22 protein-coding genes and 1 pseudogene are annotated in these 23,747 nt (G+C 71.1%); 8 read left to right on the top strand and 15 right to left on the bottom strand.

Translation table 11 applies throughout. The features are described from left to right. Window positions 1-29 precede the first annotated feature (29 nt). Window positions 30-737, bottom strand: coding sequence for a TerB family tellurite resistance protein (locus K9S39_RS29525; protein ID WP_248866382.1), 708 nt, complete (start codon window positions 735-737; stop codon window positions 30-32). A gap of 351 nt (window positions 738-1,088) precedes the next feature. Continuing rightward, complete coding sequence (leuA, locus tag K9S39_RS29520; protein ID WP_248866381.1) at window positions 1,089-2,867, bottom strand: 2-isopropylmalate synthase; 1,779 nt, start codon at window positions 2,865-2,867, stop codon at window positions 1,089-1,091. A gap of 301 nt (window positions 2,868-3,168) precedes the next feature. Between leuA and K9S39_RS29515 the strand changes: the two genes are divergently transcribed. The 4 genes from K9S39_RS29515 (at window position 3,169) to K9S39_RS29500 (ending at window position 7,633) form a co-directional block, all read left to right on the top strand. Further along, window positions 3,169-4,272 (top strand): M4 family metallopeptidase, encoded by a 1,104-nt coding sequence (locus K9S39_RS29515; protein ID WP_248866380.1) that lies wholly within the window; start codon window positions 3,169-3,171, stop codon window positions 4,270-4,272. Between the two features lie 55 nt (window positions 4,273-4,327). Further along, window positions 4,328-4,594, top strand: coding sequence for a protealysin inhibitor emfourin (locus tag K9S39_RS29510; protein ID WP_248866379.1), 267 nt, complete (start codon window positions 4,328-4,330; stop codon window positions 4,592-4,594). 157 nt (window positions 4,595-4,751) lie between these two features. Further along, window positions 4,752-6,218 (top strand): glycoside hydrolase family 1 protein, encoded by a 1,467-nt coding sequence (locus tag K9S39_RS29505; RefSeq protein ID WP_248866378.1) that lies wholly within the window; start codon window positions 4,752-4,754, stop codon window positions 6,216-6,218. Beyond that, window positions 6,215-7,633: an MFS transporter gene (locus K9S39_RS29500; RefSeq protein WP_248866377.1), complete on the top strand. Its 1,419-nt coding sequence runs from the start codon at window positions 6,215-6,217 to the stop codon at window positions 7,631-7,633. The genes K9S39_RS29505 and K9S39_RS29500 overlap by 4 nt, the downstream gene beginning before the upstream one ends. 395 nt (window positions 7,634-8,028) lie before the next feature. Here the strand turns inward: K9S39_RS29500 and K9S39_RS29495 are convergent, their stop codons facing one another. From K9S39_RS29495 to K9S39_RS29485, 3 genes are all read right to left on the bottom strand, one after another. Beyond that, window positions 8,029-9,030, bottom strand: coding sequence for a GTPase Era (locus K9S39_RS29495; protein ID WP_248866376.1), 1,002 nt, complete (start codon window positions 9,028-9,030; stop codon window positions 8,029-8,031). A gap of 91 nt (window positions 9,031-9,121) precedes the next feature. Beyond that, entirely contained in the window at window positions 9,122-9,481 is a 360-nt protein-coding gene (locus K9S39_RS29490; protein WP_248866375.1) for a cytidine deaminase, read from the bottom strand. A 69-nt stretch (window positions 9,482-9,550) separates the two neighbouring features. Continuing rightward, window positions 9,551-10,477, bottom strand: a complete 927-nt coding sequence (locus K9S39_RS29485) for a helix-turn-helix transcriptional regulator (protein ID WP_248866374.1) — start codon at window positions 10,475-10,477, stop codon at window positions 9,551-9,553. 90 nt (window positions 10,478-10,567) lie between these two features. Here K9S39_RS29485 and K9S39_RS29480 point away from each other — a divergent pair, with 90 nt between their 5' ends. Beyond that, entirely contained in the window at window positions 10,568-12,103 is a 1,536-nt protein-coding gene (locus tag K9S39_RS29480; protein ID WP_406708036.1) for an MFS transporter, read from the top strand. 161 nt (window positions 12,104-12,264) lie between these two features. On the opposite strand, the gene K9S39_RS29475 is transcribed toward K9S39_RS29480, so the two are convergent. From K9S39_RS29475 to K9S39_RS29455, 5 genes are all read right to left on the bottom strand, one after another. Beyond that, a complete protein-coding gene (locus K9S39_RS29475) occupies window positions 12,265-12,714 on the bottom strand; it encodes a hypothetical protein (RefSeq protein ID WP_248866373.1) in 450 nt (149 codons plus the stop codon). A 250-nt stretch (window positions 12,715-12,964) separates the two neighbouring features. Then, window positions 12,965-14,308, bottom strand: coding sequence for a hemolysin family protein (locus K9S39_RS29470; RefSeq protein WP_248866372.1), 1,344 nt, complete (start codon window positions 14,306-14,308; stop codon window positions 12,965-12,967). Between the two features lie 12 nt (window positions 14,309-14,320). Next, window positions 14,321-14,818, bottom strand: coding sequence for an rRNA maturation RNase YbeY (ybeY, locus tag K9S39_RS29465; protein ID WP_248866371.1), 498 nt, complete (start codon window positions 14,816-14,818; stop codon window positions 14,321-14,323). An 11-nt stretch (window positions 14,819-14,829) separates the two neighbouring features. Then, a complete protein-coding gene (locus K9S39_RS29460) occupies window positions 14,830-15,831 on the bottom strand; it encodes a PhoH family protein (protein WP_248866370.1) in 1,002 nt (333 codons plus the stop codon). A gap of 141 nt (window positions 15,832-15,972) precedes the next feature. Beyond that, window positions 15,973-17,133, bottom strand: coding sequence for a carbohydrate kinase family protein (locus K9S39_RS29455; RefSeq protein WP_406708035.1), 1,161 nt, complete (start codon window positions 17,131-17,133; stop codon window positions 15,973-15,975). 66 nt (window positions 17,134-17,199) lie between these two features. On the opposite strand from K9S39_RS29455, the gene K9S39_RS29450 reads away from it, so the two are divergent. Then, the gene (locus K9S39_RS29450; RefSeq protein WP_248866369.1) at window positions 17,200-18,540 is read left to right on the top strand and encodes a family 4 glycosyl hydrolase; all 1,341 of its coding nucleotides are present in this window, start codon (window positions 17,200-17,202) and stop codon (window positions 18,538-18,540) included. A 17-nt stretch (window positions 18,541-18,557) separates the two neighbouring features. Here K9S39_RS29450 and K9S39_RS29445 read toward each other — a convergent pair whose 3' ends face one another. The 3 genes and pseudogenes from K9S39_RS29445 to K9S39_RS29435 form a co-directional block, all read right to left on the bottom strand. Beyond that, complete coding sequence (locus K9S39_RS29445) at window positions 18,558-19,187, bottom strand: MBL fold metallo-hydrolase (RefSeq protein WP_248866368.1); 630 nt, start codon at window positions 19,185-19,187, stop codon at window positions 18,558-18,560. Next, window positions 19,187-20,272, bottom strand: a complete 1,086-nt coding sequence (locus K9S39_RS29440; protein WP_248866367.1) for an S-(hydroxymethyl)mycothiol dehydrogenase — start codon at window positions 20,270-20,272, stop codon at window positions 19,187-19,189. Before K9S39_RS29440 ends, K9S39_RS29445 begins: the two co-directional genes overlap by 1 nt. A gap of 155 nt (window positions 20,273-20,427) precedes the next feature. Next, window positions 20,428-20,579, bottom strand: a pseudogene (locus tag K9S39_RS29435) (glucarate dehydratase); the annotation flags it as partial. Between the two features lie 304 nt (window positions 20,580-20,883). On the opposite strand from K9S39_RS29435, the gene K9S39_RS29430 reads away from it, so the two are divergent. Next, window positions 20,884-21,681, top strand: a complete 798-nt coding sequence (locus tag K9S39_RS29430; protein ID WP_248866366.1) for an HAD family acid phosphatase — start codon at window positions 20,884-20,886, stop codon at window positions 21,679-21,681. Window positions 21,682-21,694: 13 nt separating this feature from the next. Here K9S39_RS29430 and K9S39_RS29425 read toward each other — a convergent pair whose 3' ends face one another. Next, window positions 21,695-22,600, bottom strand: coding sequence for a ribonuclease Z (locus K9S39_RS29425; RefSeq protein WP_248866365.1), 906 nt, complete (start codon window positions 22,598-22,600; stop codon window positions 21,695-21,697). 6 nt (window positions 22,601-22,606) lie between these two features. Next, window positions 22,607-22,966, bottom strand: a complete 360-nt coding sequence (locus tag K9S39_RS29420; protein WP_248869020.1) for a histidine triad nucleotide-binding protein — start codon at window positions 22,964-22,966, stop codon at window positions 22,607-22,609. A 183-nt stretch (window positions 22,967-23,149) separates the two neighbouring features. Between K9S39_RS29420 and K9S39_RS29415 the strand changes: the two genes are divergently transcribed. Continuing rightward, window positions 23,150-23,581 (top strand): OsmC family protein, encoded by a 432-nt coding sequence (locus tag K9S39_RS29415; protein WP_248866364.1) that lies wholly within the window; start codon window positions 23,150-23,152, stop codon window positions 23,579-23,581. The last annotated feature ends 166 nt before the right edge of the window (window positions 23,582-23,747 follow it).

The following is a 23,747-nucleotide window of genomic DNA, read 5'->3' as shown; positions in this document are numbered from 1 at the left end:
TCTGGTGGCGGGGTCGTCGTATGCCGGCGTCAGGACGGCGTACGCGCCGCCCTCAGCAAGCGGTCCGTATCGGCCGGGGCCAGCTGCAGGGCCGCGCCGACGGTGCTGAGGACCTCGCGTTCGGCGGGGGTGTAGGAGCCGTCGGCGAGGGCGATGCGGGCGCCCTGGAGGAGGAGGGACTCACGGCCGGCCGGGGCGAGATGGGGCGCCAGGGGATCCAGCGACTCATGGAGCTCTATGGCCAGTGCGGTGCCGCACGGGTCGAGGCCGTTGTGGCCGCAGTCGCCGCCGGTGACCGCGTCGTAGGTGCCGGTGAGGCGGCCGGTGTCGGCGGCGAGGGCGGCGAGGAGGGTGAGCAGCTGGTCCTCGGAGCAGTCGGCGAAACCCGCCGCGCGGACCGTACAGACGGCGGTGTCGCGCACGGCGCCGGACGAAGTGCCGCCGGCGGCCAGCAGGGCGAGCGTGAGGGTGTGGACGGCGTCCCGGAGCATCGCGGAGAAGCGGACGGTGGTGGGGTGGTCCAGGGCGTCCAGGCCGAAGCGGCCGCGGCAGGCGGAGCATTCGAGGACCGGGCCCGCGGCGCCACGGGAGAGGACGGGGACGCCGAGGACGGTGAACCGGCGGCGGCCCGTCTGGCGGAGGTAGTTGCGGTCGCCGCCGCAGTCCGGGCAGAAGAACTCACCGTCGGCAACGGTACGCCAGGACGTGCGCACGCCCATCACACACACCTTGTGCATCACGCCACTCCTCCCTAACTCCCCCGTGGCCTGCAGGCACGGGTGGTGCCCCACCGCCCCATCGCCATGTGGGCGTGATGTTAGCCACATCCATGATGTGGCGTCAGCACCTCGTACCGGACTACTGGCCGGATGACGAAGGCCCGCAACCCTTCCAGGGGAGACGCCGATTCCGGTTGACGCCGGTCAGGGCGCCGTCAGGACGCACCCCCCGAACAAGGGAACACCCGTACGGGCCTCCCGTCGGCCGTACCGGACTTGGCCGGAACCAGGGGTTGGCGGGGCTGCCGGGTGCGGCCGGCAGCCCCCCCGGACGGATGGGCCCCCGCGCCGTTCAGGCGTGGGGGAGGGTCAGCGGCCCGCGCGGTTGACCGCCGAGACCACCGCCTTGAGCGAGGCACGGGTGGTGTTCGCGTCGATGCCGATGCCCCACAGCACCTTGTCGCCGATCGCGCACTCGATGTACGAGGCCGCCTGCGCGGAGGCGCCCTCGCTCATCGTGTGCTCCTGGTAGTCCAGCAGACGGACGTCGATGCCGATGCCCTGCAGCGCGTGGAAGAACGCGGAGATCGGGCCGTTGCCGGTGCCGACCAGCGTGGTCTCGACGCCGTCCACCTCCGCCTGCACGGTCAGCGTGTCCACGCCGTCCTTGTCGGTGGTGGTCTGGCCGTTCTTGAGCTGGATACGGCCCCAGGAGTTGCCCGGCGTGGGCAGGTACTCGTCCTGGAAGACGGCCCAGATGTCCTTCGGGGTGACCTCGCCGCCCTCGGAGTCGGTCTTCTCCTGGATCGTCCGGGAGAACTCGATCTGCATCCGGCGCGGCAGCTCCAGCTTGTGGTCGTTCTTCAGGACGTAGGCCACACCGCCCTTGCCGGACTGCGAGTTGACACGGATGACGGCCTCGTAGGAGCGGCCGACGTCCTTGGGGTCGATCGGCAGGTACGGGACCGCCCACTCGATCTCGTCGACGCCCCTGCCCCGGGCGGCCGCGTCGGCCTCCATGGCGTCGAAGCCCTTCTTGATGGCGTCCTGGTGGGAGCCGGAGAAGGCGGTGTAGACCAGATCGCCCGCGTAGGGGTGGCGCGGGTGGATCTCCATCTGGTTGCAGTACTCGGAGGCGCGGCGGACCTCGTCGATCTGGGAGAAGTCGATCTGCGGGTCGACGCCCTGGCTGAACAGGTTCATGCCCAGGGTGACCAGGTCGACATTGCCGGTGCGCTCCCCCTGCCCGAACAGACAGCCCTCGATGCGGTCCGCACCGGCCATGATCGCCAGTTCGGCGGCGGCGACGGCGGTGCCGCGGTCGTTGTGCGGGTGGACGGACAGACAGATGTGCTCGCGCCGGGACAGGTTCCGGCTCATCCACTCGAAGCGGTCGGCGTGGGTGGAGGGCGTCGAGCGCTCGACGGTGGCGGGCAGGTTCAGGATGATCTCGCGGCCGTCCTCGGGCTGCCAGACGTCCATCACCCCCTCGCAGACCTCCAGCGCGAAGTCCAGCTCGGTGTCGGTGAAGATCTCCGGGCTGTACTGGTAGCCGAAGACCGTCTCCTCACCGAGGATCTTGTCGGCGTACTCCATGACCAGCCGGGTGCCGTCCACCGCGATCTGCTTGACCTGCTCCTTCGAGCCGCGGAAGACGACCCGGCGGAAGGTGGGGGCGGTGGCGTTGTAGAGGTGCACGGTGGCGCGGTGGGCGCCGCGCAGCGACTCGACGGTCCGCTCGATCAGCTCCTCGCGGGCCTGCGTCAGGACGGAGATCGTCACATCCTCGGGGATCGCACCCTCTTCGATGATGGAGCGGACGAACGCGAAGTCGGTCTCGCCGGAGGACGGGAAGCCGACCTCGATCTCCTTGTAGCCCATGCGCACCAGCAGATCGAACATCTCGCGCTTGCGGGCCGGCGACATCGGGTCGATCAGGGCCTGGTTGCCGTCGCGCAGATCGGTCGACAGCCAGCGGGGGGCCTGGGTGATGCGGTTGTCCGGCCAGGTGCGGTCGGGGATGTCCACGGCCTCGTAGGGGCGGTACTTGTGGACCGGCATTCCGGAGGGCCGCTGGAGCCGCGTCGCGTTGGTGACCGGGGTACGGCGGCCGACGGCGCTGGCTGCGGGGCTCGACGGATTCGTCATGGTGCGTAGGGCTCCTCGTATGTCCTCAAGGGGAGGCCGACGGGGGCGAAAGATCGCAACACCGAACTCCGCGGGGAGGGGGTCGGCCTACGACTACAGGCCCTCGCCGCGGCAGCTAAGGAGAAGCAGCCCGAAACGCATGATGCACAGCACCCTAGCTGAGGTACGCCGTCATCGGCGGTCGCGTATCAGTATGCGGGACCGGACGGACGTAACGCCGCAAGTGCGACGGACCACACGTATTCAGGAATCTCGGCGGCAGGCAGTGACAGCCGCGTCACGCAATGCCACCGTTTTGCGTATGGACTCCACTGTGACCCCTCACCACCCGGCCGCTCCCGTTTTCTGCACCATCATCCCGCCGCACGTCCTCGACACCCTGGCGCAGCACGAGGACCCCGCTCGGCACGAGCCCGCCCGCCGCACCCTGGAGCACGACCACCTGCGGCGCACCCACCGCCGCGAGATCGCCGCCGAGGGCCGCACCCCCGGCGAGCCGGGCGCCGCCGCCGACAAACCCAACCGCACCATCTACGACGCCGAGCACCGGGAGGAACTGCCCGGCACCAAAGTGCACGAGGAGTCCGACGGGCCCTCCCAGGACGGCTCCGTCAACCGCGCGCACGCCGGCCTCGGCGCCACCTTCGACCTCTATCTGAAGGTCTACGGCCGGAAGTCCATCGACGGCGCCGGCCTGCCGCTCGACGCGACCGTCCACTACGGCGAGAAGTACGACAACGCCTTCTGGGACGGCGAGCGGATGGTCTTCGGCGACGGGGACAACGACCTGTTCCTGGACTTCACCATCCCCGTGGACGTCATCGGCCACGAGCTGACGCACGGCGTCATCCAGTACACCGCCAATCTTGACTACGAGGGCCAGTCCGGCGCGCTGAATGAGCACATTTCCGACGTCTTCGGCGCCCTGATCAAGCAGTACACCCTCGGCCAGAGCGCCGCCGAGGCCGACTGGCTGATCGGCGCCGGGCTCCTCGGCCCGGGAGTCGACAGCGGTAAGGCGCTGCGCTCCATGAAGGCGCCCGGTACCGCGTACGAGGACGATGTCCTGGGCAAGGACCCACAGCCCGCGACAATGGACAAGTACGTCCACACGGACAAGGACAACGGTGGGGTGCACATCAACTCCGGCATCCCCAACCACGCCTTCTACCTGGCCGCCACCGATCTCGGCGGCAACGCCTGGGAGCGGGCCGGGCAGATCTGGTACGACGTGCTGACCGGCGGCAAGCTCGCCAAGAACGCCCGGTTCGCCGACTTCGCGCGGCTCACCCTCGACGCCGCCCGCGCCCGCTTCGGCGAAAGCGACGAGCACCGGGCACTGCTCAAGGCGTGGTCGCAGGTCGGGGTGACCGGCAAGGACACCGGAACGGGGGGCGGCAAATAGCGGAATCCCCGGCATCCCGGCAGCACCCCGCCGCCGTACCGGGTAGGAGGGCACTATGCGTATTCAGATCCGACGTACCGGTGGTTTCGCGGGCACCGAGCGCCGCGGCGAGGTCGACGCCTCGAAGCGGTCCGACGCCGACGAGTGGCAGTCCCTGGCCGAAGCATCCCTCGCCGCCGGCCATGAAGAGCCCCCCGTCGGGGTGCCGGACGGCTTCAGCTATCAGATCACCGTCGATGAGCGGACGACGTACTGCTCCGATCCGCGGCTGACGGACGCACAGCGGAAGCTGATCACGCGGGTGCTGAAGGAGGGGGACTGACGGGCGACGGACGGCGTGCGGGACCTCGGCCGCCCGGTCGACTTCCCCACCCGGTCGACTTCCACCGCCCGGTCGCGCACGCCAACTCCCCCTCCTCGCAGACGTCTTGGCACTGCGACCCCTTGACACTGTTACCGACGGTTACGACTATCCGTGCATGACCACGGCGCCGGATCCTTCCCCCGTCCCGCTAGCCCCTCTCACCTCCCTCACCCCGCTCCCCCGCTTCCCCCGGGACTTCCTGTGGGGAGTGTCCACCTCGGCCCAGCAGATCGAGGGGGCGGTGGACGAGGACGGGCGGGGGCGCTCGGCCTGGGACGCGTTCGCGGACGGGCCGGGGCGGATCAAGGACGGGTCCGACGCCCGGGTCGCGACCGATCACTATCACCGCTACCGCGAGGACGTCGCCCTGCTCAGGGGGCTCGGAGTCGGGGCCTACCGCTTCTCGGTGTCCTGGCCCCGCATCGTCCCGGACGGCCGCGGGGCGGTGAACCCGGCCGGGCTCGACTTCTACGACCGGCTGGTGGACGAGCTGCTGGCGGCGGGGGTCGAGCCGGTGCCGACGCTGTTCCACTGGGACACTCCACAGGCGCTGGAGACCGGCGACATCGGCGGCTCCATCGCGGGCGGGGGCTCCGTCGCGGGCAGGGGCTCCGTCGCGGGCGGAGGCTGGCTCGCACGGGAAACCTCCGAGCACTTCGCCGCATACGCCGATACCGTCGCGGCCCGCCTCGGGGACCGCGTCGACCGGTGGATCACACTCAACGAGCCCGCCGAACTGACCCTGCTGGGCTATGGCCTGGGGCAGCACGCCCCCGGCCGCCGGCTGGTCTTCGACGCCCTGCCGGCCGCCCACCACCAGCTGCTGGGCCACGGCCTGGCCGTCCAGGCGCTCCGCGCCCGGGGCGCGACGAACATCGGCATCGCCAACTCCCACGGCCCGACCTGGCCGGCCTCGCGGACCGAGGCCGACAGTGCGGCCGCCGCTCTCTACGACGTCCTGCTCAACCGCCTCTTCGCGGACCCGCTCCTGCTCGGCCGCTACCCGGACGAGGAGCTGGCGGCACTGCTGCCGGGCCCCGTCGCGGACGACCTCAAGATCATCTCGCAGCCGCTGGACTGGTACGGGATCAACTACTACCAGCCGACGCTGGTCGGCGCCCCGGACCCGGCGGCGGCCGGCCCCGCCGAGTTCGGCGGAATCTCCCTTCCCCCCGAACTCCCCTTCGCCCCAAGGGAGATCGAGGACCGTCCACGTACCGACTTCGGCTGGCCGGTGGTCCCCGAGGCGCTCACCGAGCTGCTGCTGTCCTTCCGCGAGCGGTACGGGGCGAGCCTGCCGCCGGTCCTGATCACCGAGAACGGCTGCGCGTACGACGGCGTCGAGGACCCCGACCGCATCACGTTCCTCGACGCCCATCTGCGGGCCCTCCACGATGCGCTGTCCGCCGGGGTCGACGTGCGTGGCTACTTCGTGTGGTCCCTGATGGACAACTTCGAGTGGGCGGAAGGGTACGCACGGCGGTTCGGCCTGGTGCACATCGACTACCGGACGCTGACCCGTACGCCGAAATCCTCCTACCACTGGCTACGGGACACGCTGCGCGACCAGGCCCGGGGATGAGCCGGCCGGGCGCGGGCGAGCGGTCCGTGGCGGGCGGGGGCAGGCGGCGCCGGGCAGGATCGGGCGGGACGGGAGCGGACGCGGAGCCGCCGGCGGCAGCAGGCGGGGCGGGAGCGGCCGCAGGACCATCGGCGGCAGCAGGCGGAGCGGCACCGACCGCCGGACCATCGGCGACAGCGGTTCCGTCCGCGCTGGCGGAGCCGTCCGCGCGCGTCGGCCGCGGCTGGACCGCCGCCCTCTCGCTGGCCAACGGCGCGATCTGGGCCGGCTGGTACGGCCCGATCCAGATCCTGCTCGCTCTGCAGGCCGCCGAGGTCGCGCCGCCCGGCACCGCCAAGGAGACCGTACTGGCCTGGGTCACGGGCTGCGGCGCCGCGATCTCCCTCCTCACCAACCCCCTCTTCGGTGCCCTGTCGGACCGTACGACGTCCCGCTACGGGCGCCGCACCCCGTGGATCCTCGCCGGTGTACTGGGCGGGGCGGCCGCCCTGACCCTGCTGGCGTCGGCGCGGACCGTCCCCTTGATGGTGCTGGGCTGGTGCCTGGTGCAGCTCACCCTGAACGCGGCCTTCGCGGCGGTCACCGCAGCCGTCCCGGACCGGGTGCCGCACCGCCAGCGGGGCACGGTGGGCGGCTGGCTGGGCGCCGCCCAGATCCTGGGCGTCCTCGCCGGCACCGCCCTCGCCACCCTCGCAGGCGGACTGGCCGCGGGCTATCTGGCCTGCGCGGCCTTTACGCTCCTGGCCGCCCTCCCCTACGTCCTCCTGCACAGGGACCTGGTCCTGCCCGCCGGCCGGCGCCCGCCCCTCACCTGGCGGGGCTTCCTCGCCGGGTTCTGGATCAGCCCGCGCCGCCACCCGGACCTCGGCTGGGCCTGGCTGACCCGCTTTCTGATCAACCTCGGCAACGCGCTGACACTGCTCTACCTCCTCTACTACCTCCGGGACGCCCTGCACCGTCCCGACCCGGACGGCGGCGTGCTCGTCCTGACGGCGGTCAACGGCACGACGCTGCTCGGCACCGTCGTCATCGGCGGCATCTGGTCCGACCGGATCGGCCGCCGGCAGCCGTTCGTGCGGTGGGCGGGTGTGCTGATGGCGGCGGCCGCCGTGCTGCTGGCGGTCTGGCAGACCTGGCCGGGGGCGCTGTGCGCGGCGGCGCTGCTGGGCATCGGCTTCGGCGTCTTCACGTCCGTCGACTTCGCCCTGATGACGGACGTCCTGCCGGCCGCCGCCCACCGCGGCAAGGACCTCGGCCTCATCAACATCGCCAACTCCCTGCCCCAAGTAGCCGCCCCGGTCCTGGCCGCCCCCCTGGTGAACCACCTCGGCGGCTACCGGGTCCTGTACCTGGTCGCCGCCGGGACGGGGCTCCTGGGAGCGGTGCTGGTGCGGCGGGTGCGGGGGGTGGCGTGAGGGGGACGCAACGGGAATGCCACGCCGGGCCCGTCGCGTCGTGGCCTGCAAGGGGCGCAAGCAACCCTTGGGGGTTCTGTTCGACCAACCTGGAAGGGCCGATGAAGATCTTGCTCGGGCCACCCGAGTCGCCCCGCTTTGCCCGCAAAAGCCAACCGGGACAATCCACCGCAAGTCGGCCGCGTTTTCAAGAACTTCATCGGACTTCCAGGGGTGAGTCAGGTCCGGGTAAGGTCCGACGCCGACTCGTCCCCCGAGGGGCACCCCGCGCCAGAACCCCAGCTTCCGCAGCTGCTTCGGGTCCCGCTGCCAGTCCTTGGCCACCTTGACGTGCAGATCGAGGCTGCACACGACATGCGGCTACCGCCGCGCGGCAGGCGTGCCAACAGAACGACTCAGAACCCCAGCCTCCGCAGCTGCTTCGGGTCCCGCTGCCAGTCCTTGGCCACCTTGACGTGCAGATCGAGGAAGACGGGCGTGCCCAGCAGTGCCTCGATATGCTTGCGGGACTTGACGCCGACCTCCTTCAAGCGCTTGCCCTTCGGGCCGATGACGATGCCCTTCTGGCTGGGGCGCTCGATGTAGACATTCGCGTGGATGTCGACGAGCGGTTTGTCGGCGGGGCGGTCCTCGCGCGGGAGCATCTCCTCGACGACCACCGCGATGGAGTGCGGGAGCTCGTCGCGTACGCCCTCCAGCGCTGCCTCGCGGATCAGCTCGGCCACCATGACCTGCTCGGGCTCGTCCGTGAGATCGCCCTCCGGGTAGAGCGCCGGGCTCTCCGGGAGGAGGGGGACGAGGAGGTCCGCGAGAAGGGAGACCTGGCCGGCCTCGCGCCCGCCGGCACCCTTGCCGGAGGTGCCGCCTCCCAGCTCCTCTTCGGCGACCTCCGCCGCCACCGCCGAGACCGGAATGATCTCGGCCCATTCGATGCCGAGCTCCTTGCCGAGCCGGTCGATGGCGATCAGCTGCGCGGCCAGGGTCTTGGAGTCGACCAGGTCGGTCTTGGTGACGATGGCCACCTTGGGGGTCTTCTTGATGCCCGCGAGTTCGGTGGCGATATAGCGGTCGCCGGGGCCGATCTTCTGGTCGGCCGGCAGACAGAAACCGATGACATCGACCTCGGCCCAGGTGGTGCGCACCACATCGTTGAGCCGCTCGCCGAGCAGCGTGCGCGGTTTGTGCAGCCCCGGGGTGTCGACGAGGACCAGCTGTGCCTCGGGACGGTGCACGATCCCGCGCACCGTGTGGCGGGTGGTCTGCGGCCGCGTGGACGTGATGGCCACCTTCGTGCCGACGAGAGCGTTCGTGAGGGTGGACTTGCCCGCGTTGGGGCGGCCGACGAAGCACGCGAAGCCGGCGCGGTGCGGGGCGGGGGAGTCTGTACGAACGCTCATGGCGACCATTCTCCCCGATCGTTTACGCGTCGCCGACCACGCGGGCGAGGGGTACTGGGGCCGCGCCGGACGGGGCGCGGCCCGTCCGGGCTTACGCGTCGCCCGCCGGCACCGTGGTGCGCAGGACCCCGTCGAGGCCCGCGACCAGGACGGGGGTCTCCGGGCCGCCCAGGTCGCGGACGGCCGCGCGGTCGGCGTCGGCGGCGCGCTCGGCCTCGGTGACCACCGCGGCGGCCTCCAGGGACGTGGCTCCGCTGGCGACGGCCATCGCCACCGCCGTCTGCAGCGCGCTGAGCCGCAGCGAGTCCAGGGCTACGGTGCCGGCGACATAGGTGCGTCCGGTCTCGTCGCGTACGGCGGCGCCCTCGGGCACGCCGTTACGGGCCCGCGCCGAGCGCGCGAGCGTGATGATCTTGCGGTCTTCGGGGTCCAGCGGTGTGGCTTCGGTCATACGGGCGAGCATATGCGCCACTCCCATGACGTCCGTACGGGGATCACCCGGCGACCGGCCGCACGGGGATCAACTGGCGACCGGGTACAGCCCTCCCCCACGCTCGGCCCCGGTCGCGCGGGGGTCCCGTCCGCGCCCTTCCGGTGATACGAGCCGGGCCAGCTTCGCCGCCGTATCCGAGTCCGGCAGTGGGTTGTGCATCACCACGGACAGGTCGGGGCGGGCGGGAACCCGGAGTTTGGTGGTTTCGAACCGGAGAGTGCCGACCAGCGGGTGCTCGAGTTCCTTGTGGATCTGGCCGCTGTCCTGGATGTCGCGCAGCGCCCACAGCCGTACGAAGTCCACGCTCACCGCGGACAGTTCACTGATCAGCGCCTCAAAGCCCTCGTCGTCGGGACGCTCCGAGCACGCCGCGCGGAACTGGGCGACGACCATCGGGGCGTTGCGCTCCCAGCTCTTGGCACGGGCCCGGTAGACCGGGTCGGTGAAGAAGGCGATCAGGCAGTTGGACGAGATGCCGGGGCGGCCGTGGCCCAGGACCAGCTTCGCCGCTTCGTTGAAGGCGATGTTGTTCCAGTAGGCGTCCATGATGTGCGCCGGGTAGGGCATCCAGCCGTCGATCAGCCGCTGCATCCCGTCGCAGAGATACTGCGCGTCGTGCTCCGATCGCGGCAGTGGCGGATTCAGCCCCGCCAGCACGTACAGATGCCGGCGCTCGGCGCCGCTGAGCCGCAGCACTCGGGCGACCGAGTCCAGCACCTGCGATGAGACGGTGATATCGCGCCCCTGCTCCAGCCACTGGTACCAGGACGCGCCGACACCGGCGAGGACGGCGACCTCCTCGCGGCGCAGGCCGGGCGTACGGCGGCGGCCGCCGTCGGGCAGCCCCGCTTCGGCCGGCGTCACCCGTGCCCGGCGGCTCGTCAGGAACTCCCGGAGCTCCTGGCGGCGGCGCGAGGTGTCGCGGGCGGTGTGGGTCGGGGCTGCGTCGGCCACGTTCCTCCCCCTGTCGGCGTGGCTGGTGGTGCGGACACCACGATAAGTTCCCGCTCCCCACTCCGTATTCCGGGCCCGCACGCTCCTTGCATGCCAATCGACACAACCCTCCGTCCCGACGACCGGCCGGCCGCACCGGCCTCCTCCGGGGTGACGGCTGCTCAGGCCGCCGCACCCGCCGCCGATCCGGCCGCCGCGCGGATGACCACCCGCACCAAGCTGATCCTGCTGCTGCTCTGCGCGGCGCAGTTCATCATCGCGCTGGACTTCTCCATCCTGAACGTGGCGCTGCCCGTGCTCGGCAAGGACCTGGGCATGGGCCAGGCCGATCTGCAGTGGGCGGTCACCGCGTTCGCGCTGCCCTCCGGCGGTTTCCTGCTGCTCTTCGGCCGGATCGCCGATCTCTTCGGGCGGCGCAGGCTGTTCCTCGTCGGGCTGGCGCTGTTCACCGCGGCCTCCGTGCTGGCCGCGCTGGCCTGGTCCCCGGCGTCCTTCCTGACCGGGCGGGCACTCCAGGGGCTGGGCGCGGCGGTCATCGTGCCCACCGGTATGTCCCTGCTGACCACCACCTTCGCGGAGGGCCCGCAGCGCGAACGCGCCCTGGGCATCAGCGGCACCGTGCTCTCGCTGGGCTTCACCATCGGCATGGTGCTGGGCGGGGTGATGACCGACGGGCTGGGCTGGCGCTCCACCATGGGCCTGCTGGCGGTGTCCGGGCTGGCCGTCCTGGCCGTGGCCCCGGCGTTGTTGACCGAGTCGCGGCATCCGGAGCGCCCGCGGATCGACGTCCCGGGCGCGGTCACCGTCACCAGCGGTCTGCTGTCCCTGATCTACGCCCTGTCGACCGCCGCCGAGGAGGGCCTCGGCCGCCCCGACGTCATCGTGTCGCTGGTCGCGGGCCTGGTGCTGCTGGCCGCGTTCGTCCTCGTGGAGTCGCGGGCCGCGCAGCCGCTGGTGTCGCTGCCGATGCTGCGCCGCCGTACCGTCGCCTGGGGCAATCTGGCGGGCCTGACCACGTTCTCGATGATGAGCGCCGTCGTCTTCCTGCTGACGCTGTACCTGCAGGAGGTGCTGCGGCTGTCCGCCTTCCAGACCGGCCTGATCTTCGGTGTCCAGGGGGTGGTCTCGGCGGCCGCGGGCGCCGTCGCCCCGAAGGTCATCGGCCGGCTCGGCGCCCACCGCACCCTGCTGGCCGGGCTGCTGCTGCAGGCCGGCTGCACCGCCGCGCTGCTGGGCCTGGGCACCGGCTCCGGGATGTGGCTGGCCCTGACCGGGGTGAGCCTCGCCAGCCTGGGCCACCTGTGGGCGATCATCTCGTACGGCGTGATCGCCACCTCCGGCGTACCGGACGCGGAGCAGGGGCTGGCGACCGGTCTGGTCACCAGCTCGCAGCAGGTGGGCATCACCATCGGCATCCCGCTGCTGAGCGCGGCCGCCTCGGCCCGGATCGCGGCCCTTCAGGATGGGGGCACCTCCCATGGGGCCAACGGGGGAGGCAGCGGCTTCGCGGATGCCACCCTCGGGGGCATCAAGCTGGGCCTGGGCCTGGACGCGGCCCTGGTCGCGGTGGTCGCGGTGCTGGTCACGGCGGGTTTGCGGCGGGTCCGTCAGCCGCGCCGCGGCTGAGGTCCGGCCCGAAGCCGCGCCGCCGCTGAGATCCGGCCCGGCGGACCTCGGCGGACGTCGTCGTGCGGAGGCTGAAGACGGCGGGCTGCCCCGCTCCCCGGCGCCGGGGCAACCCGCCCGTCAGCTCCGCTGTCTCTCACGTGCTGTCCCGCACGTACGCGTCACGTACTGCCGCTGCAGCTCACCGCGAGGGAACTGCCGGTGCCCTGACCGGAATCCGTGTCGACGGACTTTCCGTCGACCAGCATTTCGCAGCTGATCTTCCCCTTCTTGCCGGCGTCCACCGGCGCCGCCGCGATACTCGGGTAACGGTCCGGGTCCACCTGGTACGTCTTGGACCACGGTGCCTTGACGTTCTTGATGTCCACGGATTCGCCGCTGTTCTCCGTGACGCCGCCCAGGGCCAGGTCCACCGGCTGGTCCGAGGCCACCTTGAACTCGACCGAGCGCTTGCCGTCGCTCGCCGCGGAATCCCCTCCGCCGCCCTTGCTCTCCGAACTCCCGGAGCTCTTGACGCGCTCGGCGCCGCCCGAGTCGCCGGAACCACTGGAGCAGCCGGTCAGCAGGGCCGCCACCACGACCAGGCCGGCCGCGGCATCGAGTGCACGCATTCTGCTTCAACATCCCTCTCACGCAAAACGGTTGACGCTTTTTAGGCAACCTCACGAGAGATCTTTCCATGGCCCGATCGACGGAATCCAGCTTCCCGAAACATGGAATTCAGAACATTTCCAGTGCACTCGGGATCAGGAGGAAAGCGCGAGAAAAGTTAGCCGTTGACGAATTACGGGAGGAATTCCCGGAGGGCACCGGCCCGGCCGGCGGCCACCGCCCCACATCCGAGGGCCGGCCGCCGCCGGCTCAGCCATCCGCCCGGCCGCCGGTCCGCTGCTCCTCGGCCCCGCTCCCGCCCTCCGCGCGGATCGGCTCGCACAGCACCGTGATGATCTTGTTGCGGCGACCGGCCGGAGATTCGGCGGTCAGCCGCAGCGCCTTCAGATCCGGGTCAAAGGCGTGATCGGAGAAGTCGACCTCGGCCTTGGCACCCGCGATCGGCACCCGCCCCAGGAGCTTGGCGAGCAGTCCGCCGACCGTCTCGACGTCCTCGTCGTCCAGCCCGGCCAGGCCGTAGAGCTCGCCGAGATCGCCGATGTCGAGCCGGGCGGTGACCCGGTAGCGGCCGTCGCCGAGGTCCTCGACGGACGGCAGCTCCCGGTCGTACTCGTCGGTGATCTCGCCGACGATCTCCTCCAGGATGTCCTCGATGGTGACGATGCCGGCGGTGCCGCCGTACTCGTCGATGACCACCGCGACATGGTTGCGGTCCTGCTGCATCTCGCGCAGCAGATCACCCGCGTTCTTGGTGTCCGGGACGAAGACCGCCGGGCGCATCGCCGAGGAGACCAGCTCGGTCTCGGCGTCCCGGCTGATGTGCACCTTGCGGGCGAGGTCCTTGAGATAGACCACGCCGACGATGTCGTCCTCGTTGTCCCCGGTCACCGGGATACGGGAGAAACCGGAGCGCAGCGCCAGGGTCAGCGCCTGGCGGATGGTCTTGTAGCGCTCGACGGCCACCAGATCCGTACGCGGCACCATCACCTCACGGACGAGGGTGTCACCGAGCTCGAAGACGGAGTGCACCATCCGGCGCTCCTCGTCCTCGATCAGCGATTCCTGCTCGGCGAGGTCGACCAGCGACCGCAGCTCCGCCTCGGAGGCGAACGGGCCCTTGCGGAAGCCCTTTCCGGGCGTGAGGGCATTGCCGATCAGGATCAGCAGCTGTGGCACCGGACCCATGATCCGGGCCAGCGGCAGCAGGACGTACGCGGCGGCCGTGGCGGTGTTCAGCGGATGCTGGCGGCCGATCGTGCGCGGTGAGACGCCGACGGCGACATAGGAGACCAGCACCATCACGCCGATGGCGACGGTCAGCGCGTGCCAGGTCTCGTCGAAGGAGCGCAGACAGGCGTAGGTGACCAGGACGCCGGCGGCCATCTCGCAGCCGACGCGCACCAGCAGCGCGACATTGAGATAGCGGGTGGGGTCGGCGGCGACGGCGGCGAGCTTGGCGCTGCCACGGCGGCCGGACCGGACGGCCTCCTCGGCACGGAAGCTCGTCGTACGCGCCAGACCGGTCTCCGCGCAGGCGGCGAGCCAGGCGATCACGACGAGCAGCACCGCGACCGCGATCAGCTGGGTGGTCATCGGGGCGCCCGGTCAGGTCACGGTGGGGGCCGGCGAGGGGCCGGCCAGGCCCCGCTCCGCCCGCCAGCCGTCGATGATCGCCGCTTGCAGGCCGAACATCTCGGCCTTCTCGTCGGGCTCTTCGTGGTCGTAACCGAGCAGGTGCAGCACGCCGTGGACGGTCAGCAGCTGCAGCTCCTCGTCCATGGAGTGCGCCGTCGGCGCTTCCTCGCCCTGCTTCCTGGCGACCTCGGGGCAGAGCACGATGTCGCCGAGGAGCCCCTGCGGGGGCTCCTCGTCGTCCTTGGCCGGCGGACGCAGCTCGTCCATCGGGAAGGACATGACATCGGTCGGCCCGGGGAGGTCCATCCACTGCATGTGGAGCTGCTCCATGGCCTCGGCGTCCACGACGATGACGGACAGCTCGGACAGCGGGTGGATACGCATCCGGGCAACGGCGTAGCGGGCGACGTCCAGGACGGCCTGCTCGTCGATGTCCGTGCCGGACTCGTTGTTGACGTCGATCGACATGAAGGGGGTTCTTACTTTCCGTTGCGGTTGTCGTACTGCTCGTACGCGTCGACGATACGGCCGACGAGCTTGTGCCGGACGACATCCTGGCTGGTCAGCAGGGAGAAGTGGACATCGTCCACACCGTCCAGGATCTCCCGGACCTGGCGCAGACCGCTCTTGGTACCCCCGGGGAGGTCGACCTGGGTGACATCACCCGTGATCACGATCTTCGAGTCGAAGCCGAGGCGGGTGAGGAACATCTTCATCTGCTCGGGGTTGGTGTTCTGCGCCTCGTCGAGAATGATGAACGCGTCATTGAGCGTCCGGCCGCGCATATAGGCCAGCGGCGCCACCTCGATCGTCCCCGCCGCCATCAGCCGCGGGATCGAATCGGGGTCGAGCATGTCGTGCAGCGCGTCGTAGAGCGGGCGCAGATACGGGTCGATCTTCTCGTAGAGGGTGCCGGGCAGGAAGCCCAGCCGCTCGCCGGCCTCGACCGCGGGGCGGGTCAGGATGATCCGGTTGACCTGCTTGGCCTGCAGCGCCTGCACGGCCTTGGCCATCGCGAGATACGTCTTGCCGGTGCCGGCCGGGCCGATGCCGAAGACGACCGTGTGCTTGTCGATGGCGTCGACATAGCGCTTCTGGTTGAGGGTCTTGGGACGGATCGTGCGGCCGCGGTTGGAGAGGATGTTCTGGGTGAGCACCTCGGCGGGTGTCTCCGCTGCTCCTTCGCCGTTCTCCGCCGCGCGCAGCATGGCGATGGAGCGTACCACTGCGTCCTCCGTCATCGGTTGCCCGGTGCGGAGCACCAGCATCATCTCGTCGAACAGGCGCTGGATGAGCGCGACTTCATGGGCGTCGCCGACAGCGCTGACTTCGTTGCCCCGGACATGGATGTCGGTCGCGGGGAAGGACTTCTCGATCACGCGCAGTAGCGCGTCTCCTGATCCCAGGACCGTGACCATCGGGTGCTTCGGCGGGACCGTGAACTGGGCGTGCGCCTGCGGTTGCGTGGGTGTCTGAGTCATGGGCCGGCTCTTGGCCTGCTCATCCCTCTCTCTGCACTCGACTCCTTTGGGTGATACCAGAGTACGACGGTGCACCGACAACACCCGAGGCTTTTCCCCGGCCACCTGCCGAGGGCGGCCGCCGGCCCCCGTCACCCGGCCTCAGGCGGGCCGGCGGAAGCCGATCGTGGGGACGGCGCGGGCCCGCGGCGCGGGCCGGTACGCCGCGGGCAGCACCGCGTCCAGGAACCCGTAGCGGCGGCGCAGCTCCTCCGGCGCCCCCGCCCCGCACATCCGGACCCGCTGCCACCACGCGGCGATCTCCGCCCAGCCGGGTGCGGAGAGCGAGCCGCCGAATTCCTGCACCGACAGGGCGGCGCTCAGCCCCGCGAAGGACAGCCGGTCGGCGAGCGGCCAGCCGGCCAGGGTGCCGGTGACGAATCCGGCGACGAAGACATCGCCGGCGCCGGTCGGGTCCAGGGCCTCGACGGCGATGGCGGGCACCTCGGCCGTCTCCCCGGTCCGCGCGTCCACCGCGCAGGCGCCGTCCGCGCCCATGGTGACCACCGCGAGAGGGACCCGTTCGGCGAGCTTGCGGGCGGCCGCGCGCGGGCAGTCGGTGCGGGTGTAGCGCATCGCCTCCTCGGCGTTGGGCAGGAACGCCTCGCAGTGTTCGAGATCGGCGAGGTCGGCCGGGTCCCAGCGGCCGCTGTCGTCCCAGCCCACGTCCGCGAAGATGCGGCTGCCGCGGCCGGCCGCGCAGCCCGGCCAGCCCTCCCGCCGGCCCGGTACCAGCGAGGCGACGCAGGCGCGGGACGCCGGGGGGCAGCCCGGCGCGTGCTTGCCGTCGAAGGCGGATTCCGGGGGCGGTGCCTCATGGCCGTGGGAGACCATGGTGCGTTCGCCCTCGTACGCCATGGAGACGGTGACCGGGGAGTGCCAGCCGGGCACCATACGGGACAGCGCCAGGTCGATGCCCTCGCCCTGCTCCAGCGCCTCCCAGCAGTACTCGCCGTACTTGTCGTCGCCGAAGGCCGCGGCCAGCGAGGTGCGCAGCCCGAGGCGGGCCAGCGCGGTGGCCATGTTGGCGACGCCGCCGGGGCTGGAGCCCATGCCCCGGGCCCAGGACTCGGTACCGCGTACCGGGGCGGAGTCCAGGCCGGTGAAGATGATGTCCAGGAAGACCGTGCCGGTGAGATAGACGTCGGTGCGCGGATCGCCCTCGGCGCGCACCGCGGCCAGCGGATCGAGCACCGCCGGCACGGCACCCGTGTGCGCGGGTTCGGGAACCTCCGTCGGGACACCGCGTGGACCAGTGCTCACCGTGCTCGCCCCTCTCATTCCGGCGGGTGCCGCCAGTGTGCCCGATGCTGAGGTACGTTCCGCCCCATGAGGCTCACGATTCTCGGCGGTGGCGGTTTCCGGGTGCCGCTGGTCTACCGCGCGCTCCTGGACGACCCGGCACGCCCGGTCTCCGAGGTGACGCTGTACGACACCGATCCGGTGCGGGTGCGGGTGATCGCCGGCATTCTGGCCCGGCTCGCGGAGGGGCGTCCCGAACCGGTCGCGGTACGGGTGGCGCGGGATCTGGAGGACGCGTTGACGGGCGCCGATTTCGTCTTCTCCGCGATACGGGTGGGCGGCACGGCGGGGCGTATCCGGGACGAGCGGATCCCGCTGTCCGAGGGCGTGCTCGGCCAGGAGACGGTCGGCGCGGGGGGCGTGCTGTACGGGCTGCGGACCATCCCGGTGGCGCTGCGGATCGCGGAGCGGGTCGCCGCGCTCGCGCCGGAGGCGTGGGTCATCAACTTCACCAACCCGGCGGGCATGGTCACCGAGGCGATGTCCCAGGTGCTGGGTGACCGGGTGATCGGGATCTGTGACTCACCCGTAGGGCTGGTGCGCCGGGCGGCCCGGGCGGCCGGCGCGGACCCGGCGGCGGGCCAGGACCCGGGCCGGGTCTCGTACGACTATGTGGGGCTCAACCACCTCGGCTGGCTGCGTGCGTTGAGCGTCGACGGCGTCGAGCTGCTGCCGGGGCTGCTCGCCGACGACACCGCGCTGGGCTCGTTCGAGGAGGGCCGGCTCTTCGGCGCCGACTGGCTGCGCGCCCTGGGCGCACTGCCGAACGAATATCTGCACTACTACTACTTCCGCCGGGAGACCTTGCACTCCCTGCGGGACACCGACGAGACCCGTGGTGAATTCCTCGACCAGCAGCAGGGCCGCTTCTTCGAGCGGGCCGCGGCGGCGGACGGCCCGGAGGCGGCGTACACGCTGTGGGAGCGGACCCGGCTGGAGCGCGAGGAGACGTACATGGCACACAGCCGCGAGGCCGGCGGCGGCTGGCAGCGCGACAGCCATGATCTGGAGGGCGGCGGTTACGACCGGGTCGCGCTGGCCCTGATGCACGCCATCGCGGGCAACACCGGGGCCCGGCTGATCCTCAACGTCCGCAACGGGACGACGGTGCCGCAGCTGGCGCCGGACGCGATCGTGGAGACGGTGTGCGAGGTCGGCTCGACGGGCGCCCGTCCCCTGCCCTGCGGGCCGCTGCGCGAGGACCAGCTGGGGCTGATGCTGCAGGTCAAGGCGGTCGAACGGGCGGCGGTGGAGGCCGCGACGTTCAAGGACCGGGACGCGGCACTGCGGGCACTGGCCCTGCATCCGCTGGTGGACTCCCCGGCGGTGGCCGCCCGCATCCTGGAGCGGGCGGCCGGGGAGGAGTGACGGGCCGGGGCCTGGGCTCAATGCCCCCGTTGGACCCACTCCTCCAGATGCGGCGCCTCGTCGCCGATGGTCGTCCCCTCGCCGTGGCCGGTCCGTACCGCCGTCTCCGGCGGCAGGGTCAGCAGCCGGTTCCGGATCGACTCGATGATCGTCGGGAAGTCCGAGAAGGACCGGCCGGTGGCACCGGGGCCGCCCCGGAAGAGGGTGTCACCGGTGAACACGGTGCCCAGGTCGCGGGCGTAGAGGCAGACCGCGCCGGGCGCATGCCCCGGGGTGTGCAGCACCGTCAGGTCGGTCCCCGCGATGGTGAGCACCTGACCGTCCGCCAGCTCCGCGTCCGGGGCGTTGTCGGGGTGGGTCCGCTTCCACAGCGGCAGGTCGTCCGGGTGCAGATGGATGCGCGCGCCGGTACGGGTGGCCAGCGCCGGAGCGGCGTCGATGTGGTCGTTGTGCGCGTGGGTGCAGATGATCGCGCGCAACGTCCGGCCGCCGAGCGCCTTCAGGATGGCCTCGGCGTCGTGCGCCGCGTCGATGACGATCGCCTCGTCGTCATCGCCCACGATCCACACGTTGTTGTCGACGTCCCAGGTGCCGCCGTCGAGCGAGAAGGTGCCGGAGGTGACGAGGTGATCGATGCCGGCCGCCATCAGAGCGTCACCACCGAACGCAGCACATCGCCCGCGTGCATCCGCGCGAAGGCCCCCTCGACGTCCTCGATGCCGATGGTCTCGGTGACGAACGCGCCGAGGTCGATCCGGCCCTGCTGGTGCAGGTCGATGAGCATCGGGAAGTCACGGGAGGGCAGACAGTCGCCGTACCAGGAGGACTTGAGGGCGCCGCCGCGGCCGAAGACGTCCAGGAGGGGAAGTTCCAGGGTCATGTCCGGGGTGGGGACGCCCACGAGGACGACGGTGCCGGCCAGGTCGCGGGCGTAGAACGCCTGCTGGTACGTCTCCGGGCGGCCGACCGCCTCGATGACGACATCCGCGCCGAAGCCGCCGGTCAGTTCGCGGATCGCGGCGACCGGGTCGGTGGCACGGGAGTTGACGGTGTGGGTGGCGCCCATGGACCGGGCGAGCGTCAGCTTGCGGTCGTCGATGTCCACCGCGATGATCCGGGCCGCCCCGGCCAGCCGTGCGCCGACGACGGCCGCGTCGCCCACGCCGCCGCATCCGATGACCGCGACCGAGTCGCCGCGGCCGACCCCGCCGGTGTTGATGGCGGCACCGATGCCCGCCATCACCCCGCAGCCCAGCAGCCCGGCGACGGCCGGCGAGACCTCCGGGTCGACCTTGGTGCACTGCCCGGCGGCGACCAGCGTCTTGTCGGCGAACGCGCCGATGCCGAGGGCCGGGCTGAGCTCCGTACCGTCCTTCAGCGTCATCCTCTGCCGCGCGTTGTGCGTGTCGAAGCAGTACTGGGGGCGGCCGCGCAGACAGGCCCGGCACGCGCCGCACACCGCACGCCAGTTGAGGATGACGAAGTCCCCGGGCGCGACATCCGTCGCCCCGTCACCGACCGCCTCCACGACCCCGGCCGCCTCGTGCCCGAGCAGGAACGGGAAGTCGTCGCTGATGCCGCCCTGCTTGTAGTGCAGATCGGTGTGGCACACCCCGCACGCCTGGATCTTGACCACGGCCTCGCCGGGGCCCGGATCCGGCACCAGGATCGTCTCCAGCCGGACCGGTTCGTTCTTCCCCGGCGCGATGACGCCGCGCACTTCCTGTGCCAATTCGGTCAGCCCCTCTCAAAGATCAGGTAGGGGACCACTGTGGCGCACAGCCACCGAGCCGTGCCATACCGTACGCGCGCGGGGCGCCGGCGCACAGGATCACGGCCGACGCCGCGATACGGCCGCGGCCATGCGCCTGGGTACAGCCTCCCAGGTCACCAGCGCGGGACGGCGGGGTGACCCGGTCGGGGTCGGCCAGGTGCATGGCGGCCGCGTCGTCACGCGAACGCAGCGTGCCGTCGTCGGCCGGCCATCGGCGGTGCAGCGCGTTCAGCCGGTCGCGGTCGAGTTGAGCGCCCGGCCCGGGAAGGCGGCGGCCAGTGCCCGGACGGCCGCGATCTCCTGGGCGGGTGCACAGAACGCCGCCCCGGGTCCCTGGGGAGGCGGCGGGGTCGGCCATCACGGCACCCGTCTCTGTATGGAGATGACATCCACGCGGGAGATGGGGCGTAGGGAGCCCGCAGCGGAGCGTCCTGCCAGTCTTTACCAATCATTGAATCTTCGCGCGTAGATACGGAGGCCAGCCTCTGTTAGATCTACCTGGGTCCTTCAGCCCCCTGGGTCCCCGGTCGACCAACCCAGGCCCCCCACACCTCCCTTAGGAGCCGCGCATGCCGCGCCCCGCCCTCTCCCGCCGCCTCCGCCTCGGCGGCGCCGCGGTCGCCGCCCTGATAACCGGCACCGCCGTGTTCGGCATCGGCCAGGCCACCGCCGAGCACTCCGTGCCGCGCACCGACAAGGAGATCCCCAACCTCACCCAGGTGCAGGACAAGATCAAGGCGTACTACGGGGACACCGTCACGGCCGACGGCCAGCACTACGCCTCCCCGGACAGCAACTACGCCCGCCAGGTCCGCGGCATCGAGGCCAAGGCCCGCGCCTACCTGGGCAAGGCGCTCGCCGAGAAGCGCAGGGCCGGGGACGCCAAGCCCGCGATCGTCCTCGACATGGACGACACCACCCTGCTCACCTACAACTACGAGCTCCAGGTCGGCTTCGCCTACACCCCGGAGAGCCAGGACACGTACCTGGAGTCCACCGACATGGACCCGGTCTTCGGCATGAACCGGCTCGTCAACTGGGCGCACGACAAGGGCGCCGAGGTCTTCTTCCTGACCGGCCGCAAGGAGAAGCAGCGCGAGTGGAGCGTACGCAACCTCAAGAACGTCGGCTACGGGGTGCCGCTGGACCGCACGCACGTCTACCTGAAGAACAAGGAGAACCCGCCGCCGTACCTGCCCTGCGGCGCCGGCTGCACGACCACCGAGTTCAAGTCGGGCACCCGTAAGCACATCGAGTCCCTCGGCTACGACATCGTCGCCAACTTCGGTGACCAGTACAGCGATCTGAACGGCGGCTACGGGGACCGGACCTTCAAGATGCCGAACCCGATGTACTACCTCCCGTAACCGCCTCTCGCGGTCAGCGCCTCTTGGGGAGCGGCACGCGCATCAGGTCCTGGGCGATGGTGAGTTCGCCGGTGAAGCCCGTTGCGCGTGCCTGCCGCTCGAACTCCGAGGGGTCGGAGTAGCGCTGCGAGAAATGTGTCAGCACAAGATGCCGGACGCCCGCGTCCATGGCCACGCCGGCGGCCTGCCCGGCCGTCAGATGGCCGTGATCGACGGCCAGTTGGATGTCCTCGTCCAGGAACGTCGACTCGATGACGAGCAGGTCCGCGCCCTCCGCGAGCGCGTACGCCCCCGAGCACAGCCGGGTGTCCATCACGAACGCGAACCGCTGGCCGGGCCGGGTCTCGCTCACCTCGTCGAGGGCGACGCCGTTCAGCTCTCCGGCGCGCAGCAGCCGACCGACGTCCGGTCCGGTGATGCCGTGCGCGGCCAGCCGGTCGGGCAGCATCCGCCGGGCGTCCGGCTCCACGAGGCGGTAGCCGTACGACTCGACGGGATGCGACAGCTTCCGCGCCTCCAGGGTGTAGGACGCGCAGCGGTCCAGCTCGCCGTCCGCGCTGACCGGCTGCTGGGTGAGGGAGACCGTCTCGCGGTAGGCGGTGGCATGGCGCAGCCGGTCGAAGAAACGCTGCCCGCTGGCCGGGTAGTGGGCGGTGACGGGGTGCGGCACCTGGTCCAGGTTGATCCGTTGGATCACCCCGGCCAGGCCGAGCGAGTGGTCGCCGTGGAAGTGGGTGACGCAGATCCGGTCGAGGTCGTGGGCGGCGACCCCGGCCCGCAGCATCTGACGCTGTGTACCCTCACCCGGGTCGAACAGCAGCCCCTGGCCGTCCCACCGCAGCAGATAGCCGTTGTGGTTGCGGTGCCGCGTGGGGACCTGGCTCGCGGTGCCGAGGACGACCAGCTCGCGTACGGACACGGCCGGCTAACCGGGGGGCCACTGGAGGCCGCGGCCGCCCAGGACGTGCAGATGCGCGTGGAAGACCGTCTGACCGGCGCCGGAGCCGGTGTTGAAGACGACCCGGTAGCCCCGGTCCTCGACCTTGTCCTGGACGGCGACCTTACGGGCCTCACGCATTATGTCGGCGATCACCTGCGGATCGGCGTCCGCGAGGCTCGCGGCGTCCGGGTGGTGCGACTTGGGGATGACCAGAACATGCGTCGGGGCCTGGGGGTTGATGTCGCGGAACGCGACGGTGGTCTCGGTCTCCCGGACGATGGTCGCCGGCACCTCCCCCGCCACGATCTTGCAGAACAGGCAATCGGCCTGCGGTTCTCCCGCCACCGGTGGCTCCTCCAGATCATCGGGCGTACGCACGGTGCGCACGGCCTCGGATGCTACCCGGAGCGCCGTACGCGGGCGCCATCGCGCCCCCACACGGCGTGGGCGTGCCTCGGGCGCGGGCTCCCGCGATCACTAAGCTGGGCCCGCAGACCTCTTTTCGCCCACAACCGGGAGTTATGCACCATGGCAACCACACGCACCGCCACCACCCACTGGGAAGGCAACCTCATGGAGGGCAAGGGCCAGGTCGCCCTGTCCTCCTCCAACATCGGTACATACGACGTGAACTGGCCCGCCCGCGCGGAGCAGCCGAACGGCACCACCAGCCCCGAGGAGCTCATCGCCGCGGCACACTCCTCCTGCTACTCGATGGCCTTCTCGCACGGCCTGGCGGGCAAGGGGTACACCGTCGCCTCCCTGGACACCCGGGCCGAGGTCACCTTCCAGCCGGGTGAGGGCATCACCGGCATCGCGCTGACCGTCAAGGCCCGCGTCCCCGGCCTGTCCGAGGCGGACTTCCAGACCGCGGCCGCGGACGCCAAGGCGAACTGCCCGGTGAGCCAGGCGCTGGCCGGCGTGAAGAACATCACTCTCCAGGCCGAGCTGCTGGCCTGACGCCCCGGCCGGCGCTCCTGGGCGCGGCCGCGGGATTCCGGGCACGGCCGCGGTTTTCCGGCACGGCATAACGGCGGTGCGCCGACGGGCTCCTGAGGGCCGGTCGGCGCACCGTCGCGTTGTCGGTGGGGTGTGTGACGATGGTGAGCCTCCCGCCCGCGGGCGT

This window comes from Streptomyces halobius, assembly GCF_023277745.1.
In the GTDB taxonomy this organism is placed as follows: Bacteria; Actinomycetota; Actinomycetes; order Streptomycetales; family Streptomycetaceae; genus Streptomyces; species Streptomyces halobius.
This window is presented reverse-complemented; position numbering and strand designations above follow the sequence as displayed.

Coding starts and splice junctions, on each gene's coding strand:
- K9S39_RS29470 (WP_248866372.1), bottom strand. CDS start 14,308: ATGACCACCCAGCTGATCGCGGTCGCGGTGCTGCTCGTCGTGATCGCC.
- K9S39_RS29415 (WP_248866364.1), top strand. CDS start 23,150: ATGGCAACCACACGCACCGCCACCACCCACTGGGAAGGCAACCTCATG.
- K9S39_RS29430 (WP_248866366.1), top strand. CDS start 20,884: ATGCCGCGCCCCGCCCTCTCCCGCCGCCTCCGCCTCGGCGGCGCCGCG.
- K9S39_RS29515 (WP_248866380.1), top strand. CDS start 3,169: ATGGACTCCACTGTGACCCCTCACCACCCGGCCGCTCCCGTTTTCTGC.
- K9S39_RS29445 (WP_248866368.1), bottom strand. CDS start 19,187: ATGGCGGCCGGCATCGATCACCTCGTCACCTCCGGCACCTTCTCGCTC.
- K9S39_RS29490 (WP_248866375.1), bottom strand. CDS start 9,481: ATGACCGAAGCCACACCGCTGGACCCCGAAGACCGCAAGATCATCACG.
- ybeY (WP_248866371.1), bottom strand. CDS start 14,818: ATGTCGATCGACGTCAACAACGAGTCCGGCACGGACATCGACGAGCAG.
- K9S39_RS29450 (WP_248866369.1), top strand. CDS start 17,200: ATGAGGCTCACGATTCTCGGCGGTGGCGGTTTCCGGGTGCCGCTGGTC.
- leuA (WP_248866381.1), bottom strand. CDS start 2,867: ATGACGAATCCGTCGAGCCCCGCAGCCAGCGCCGTCGGCCGCCGTACC.
- K9S39_RS29500 (WP_248866377.1), top strand. CDS start 6,215: ATGAGCCGGCCGGGCGCGGGCGAGCGGTCCGTGGCGGGCGGGGGCAGG.
- K9S39_RS29480 (WP_406708036.1), top strand. CDS start 10,568: ATGCCAATCGACACAACCCTCCGTCCCGACGACCGGCCGGCCGCACCG.
- K9S39_RS29460 (WP_248866370.1), bottom strand. CDS start 15,831: ATGACTCAGACACCCACGCAACCGCAGGCGCACGCCCAGTTCACGGTC.
- K9S39_RS29510 (WP_248866379.1), top strand. CDS start 4,328: ATGCGTATTCAGATCCGACGTACCGGTGGTTTCGCGGGCACCGAGCGC.
- K9S39_RS29505 (WP_248866378.1), top strand. CDS start 4,752: ATGACCACGGCGCCGGATCCTTCCCCCGTCCCGCTAGCCCCTCTCACC.
- K9S39_RS29525 (WP_248866382.1), bottom strand. CDS start 737: ATGCACAAGGTGTGTGTGATGGGCGTGCGCACGTCCTGGCGTACCGTT.
- K9S39_RS29495 (WP_248866376.1), bottom strand. CDS start 9,030: ATGAGCGTTCGTACAGACTCCCCCGCCCCGCACCGCGCCGGCTTCGCG.
- K9S39_RS29475 (WP_248866373.1), bottom strand. CDS start 12,714: ATGCGTGCACTCGATGCCGCGGCCGGCCTGGTCGTGGTGGCGGCCCTG.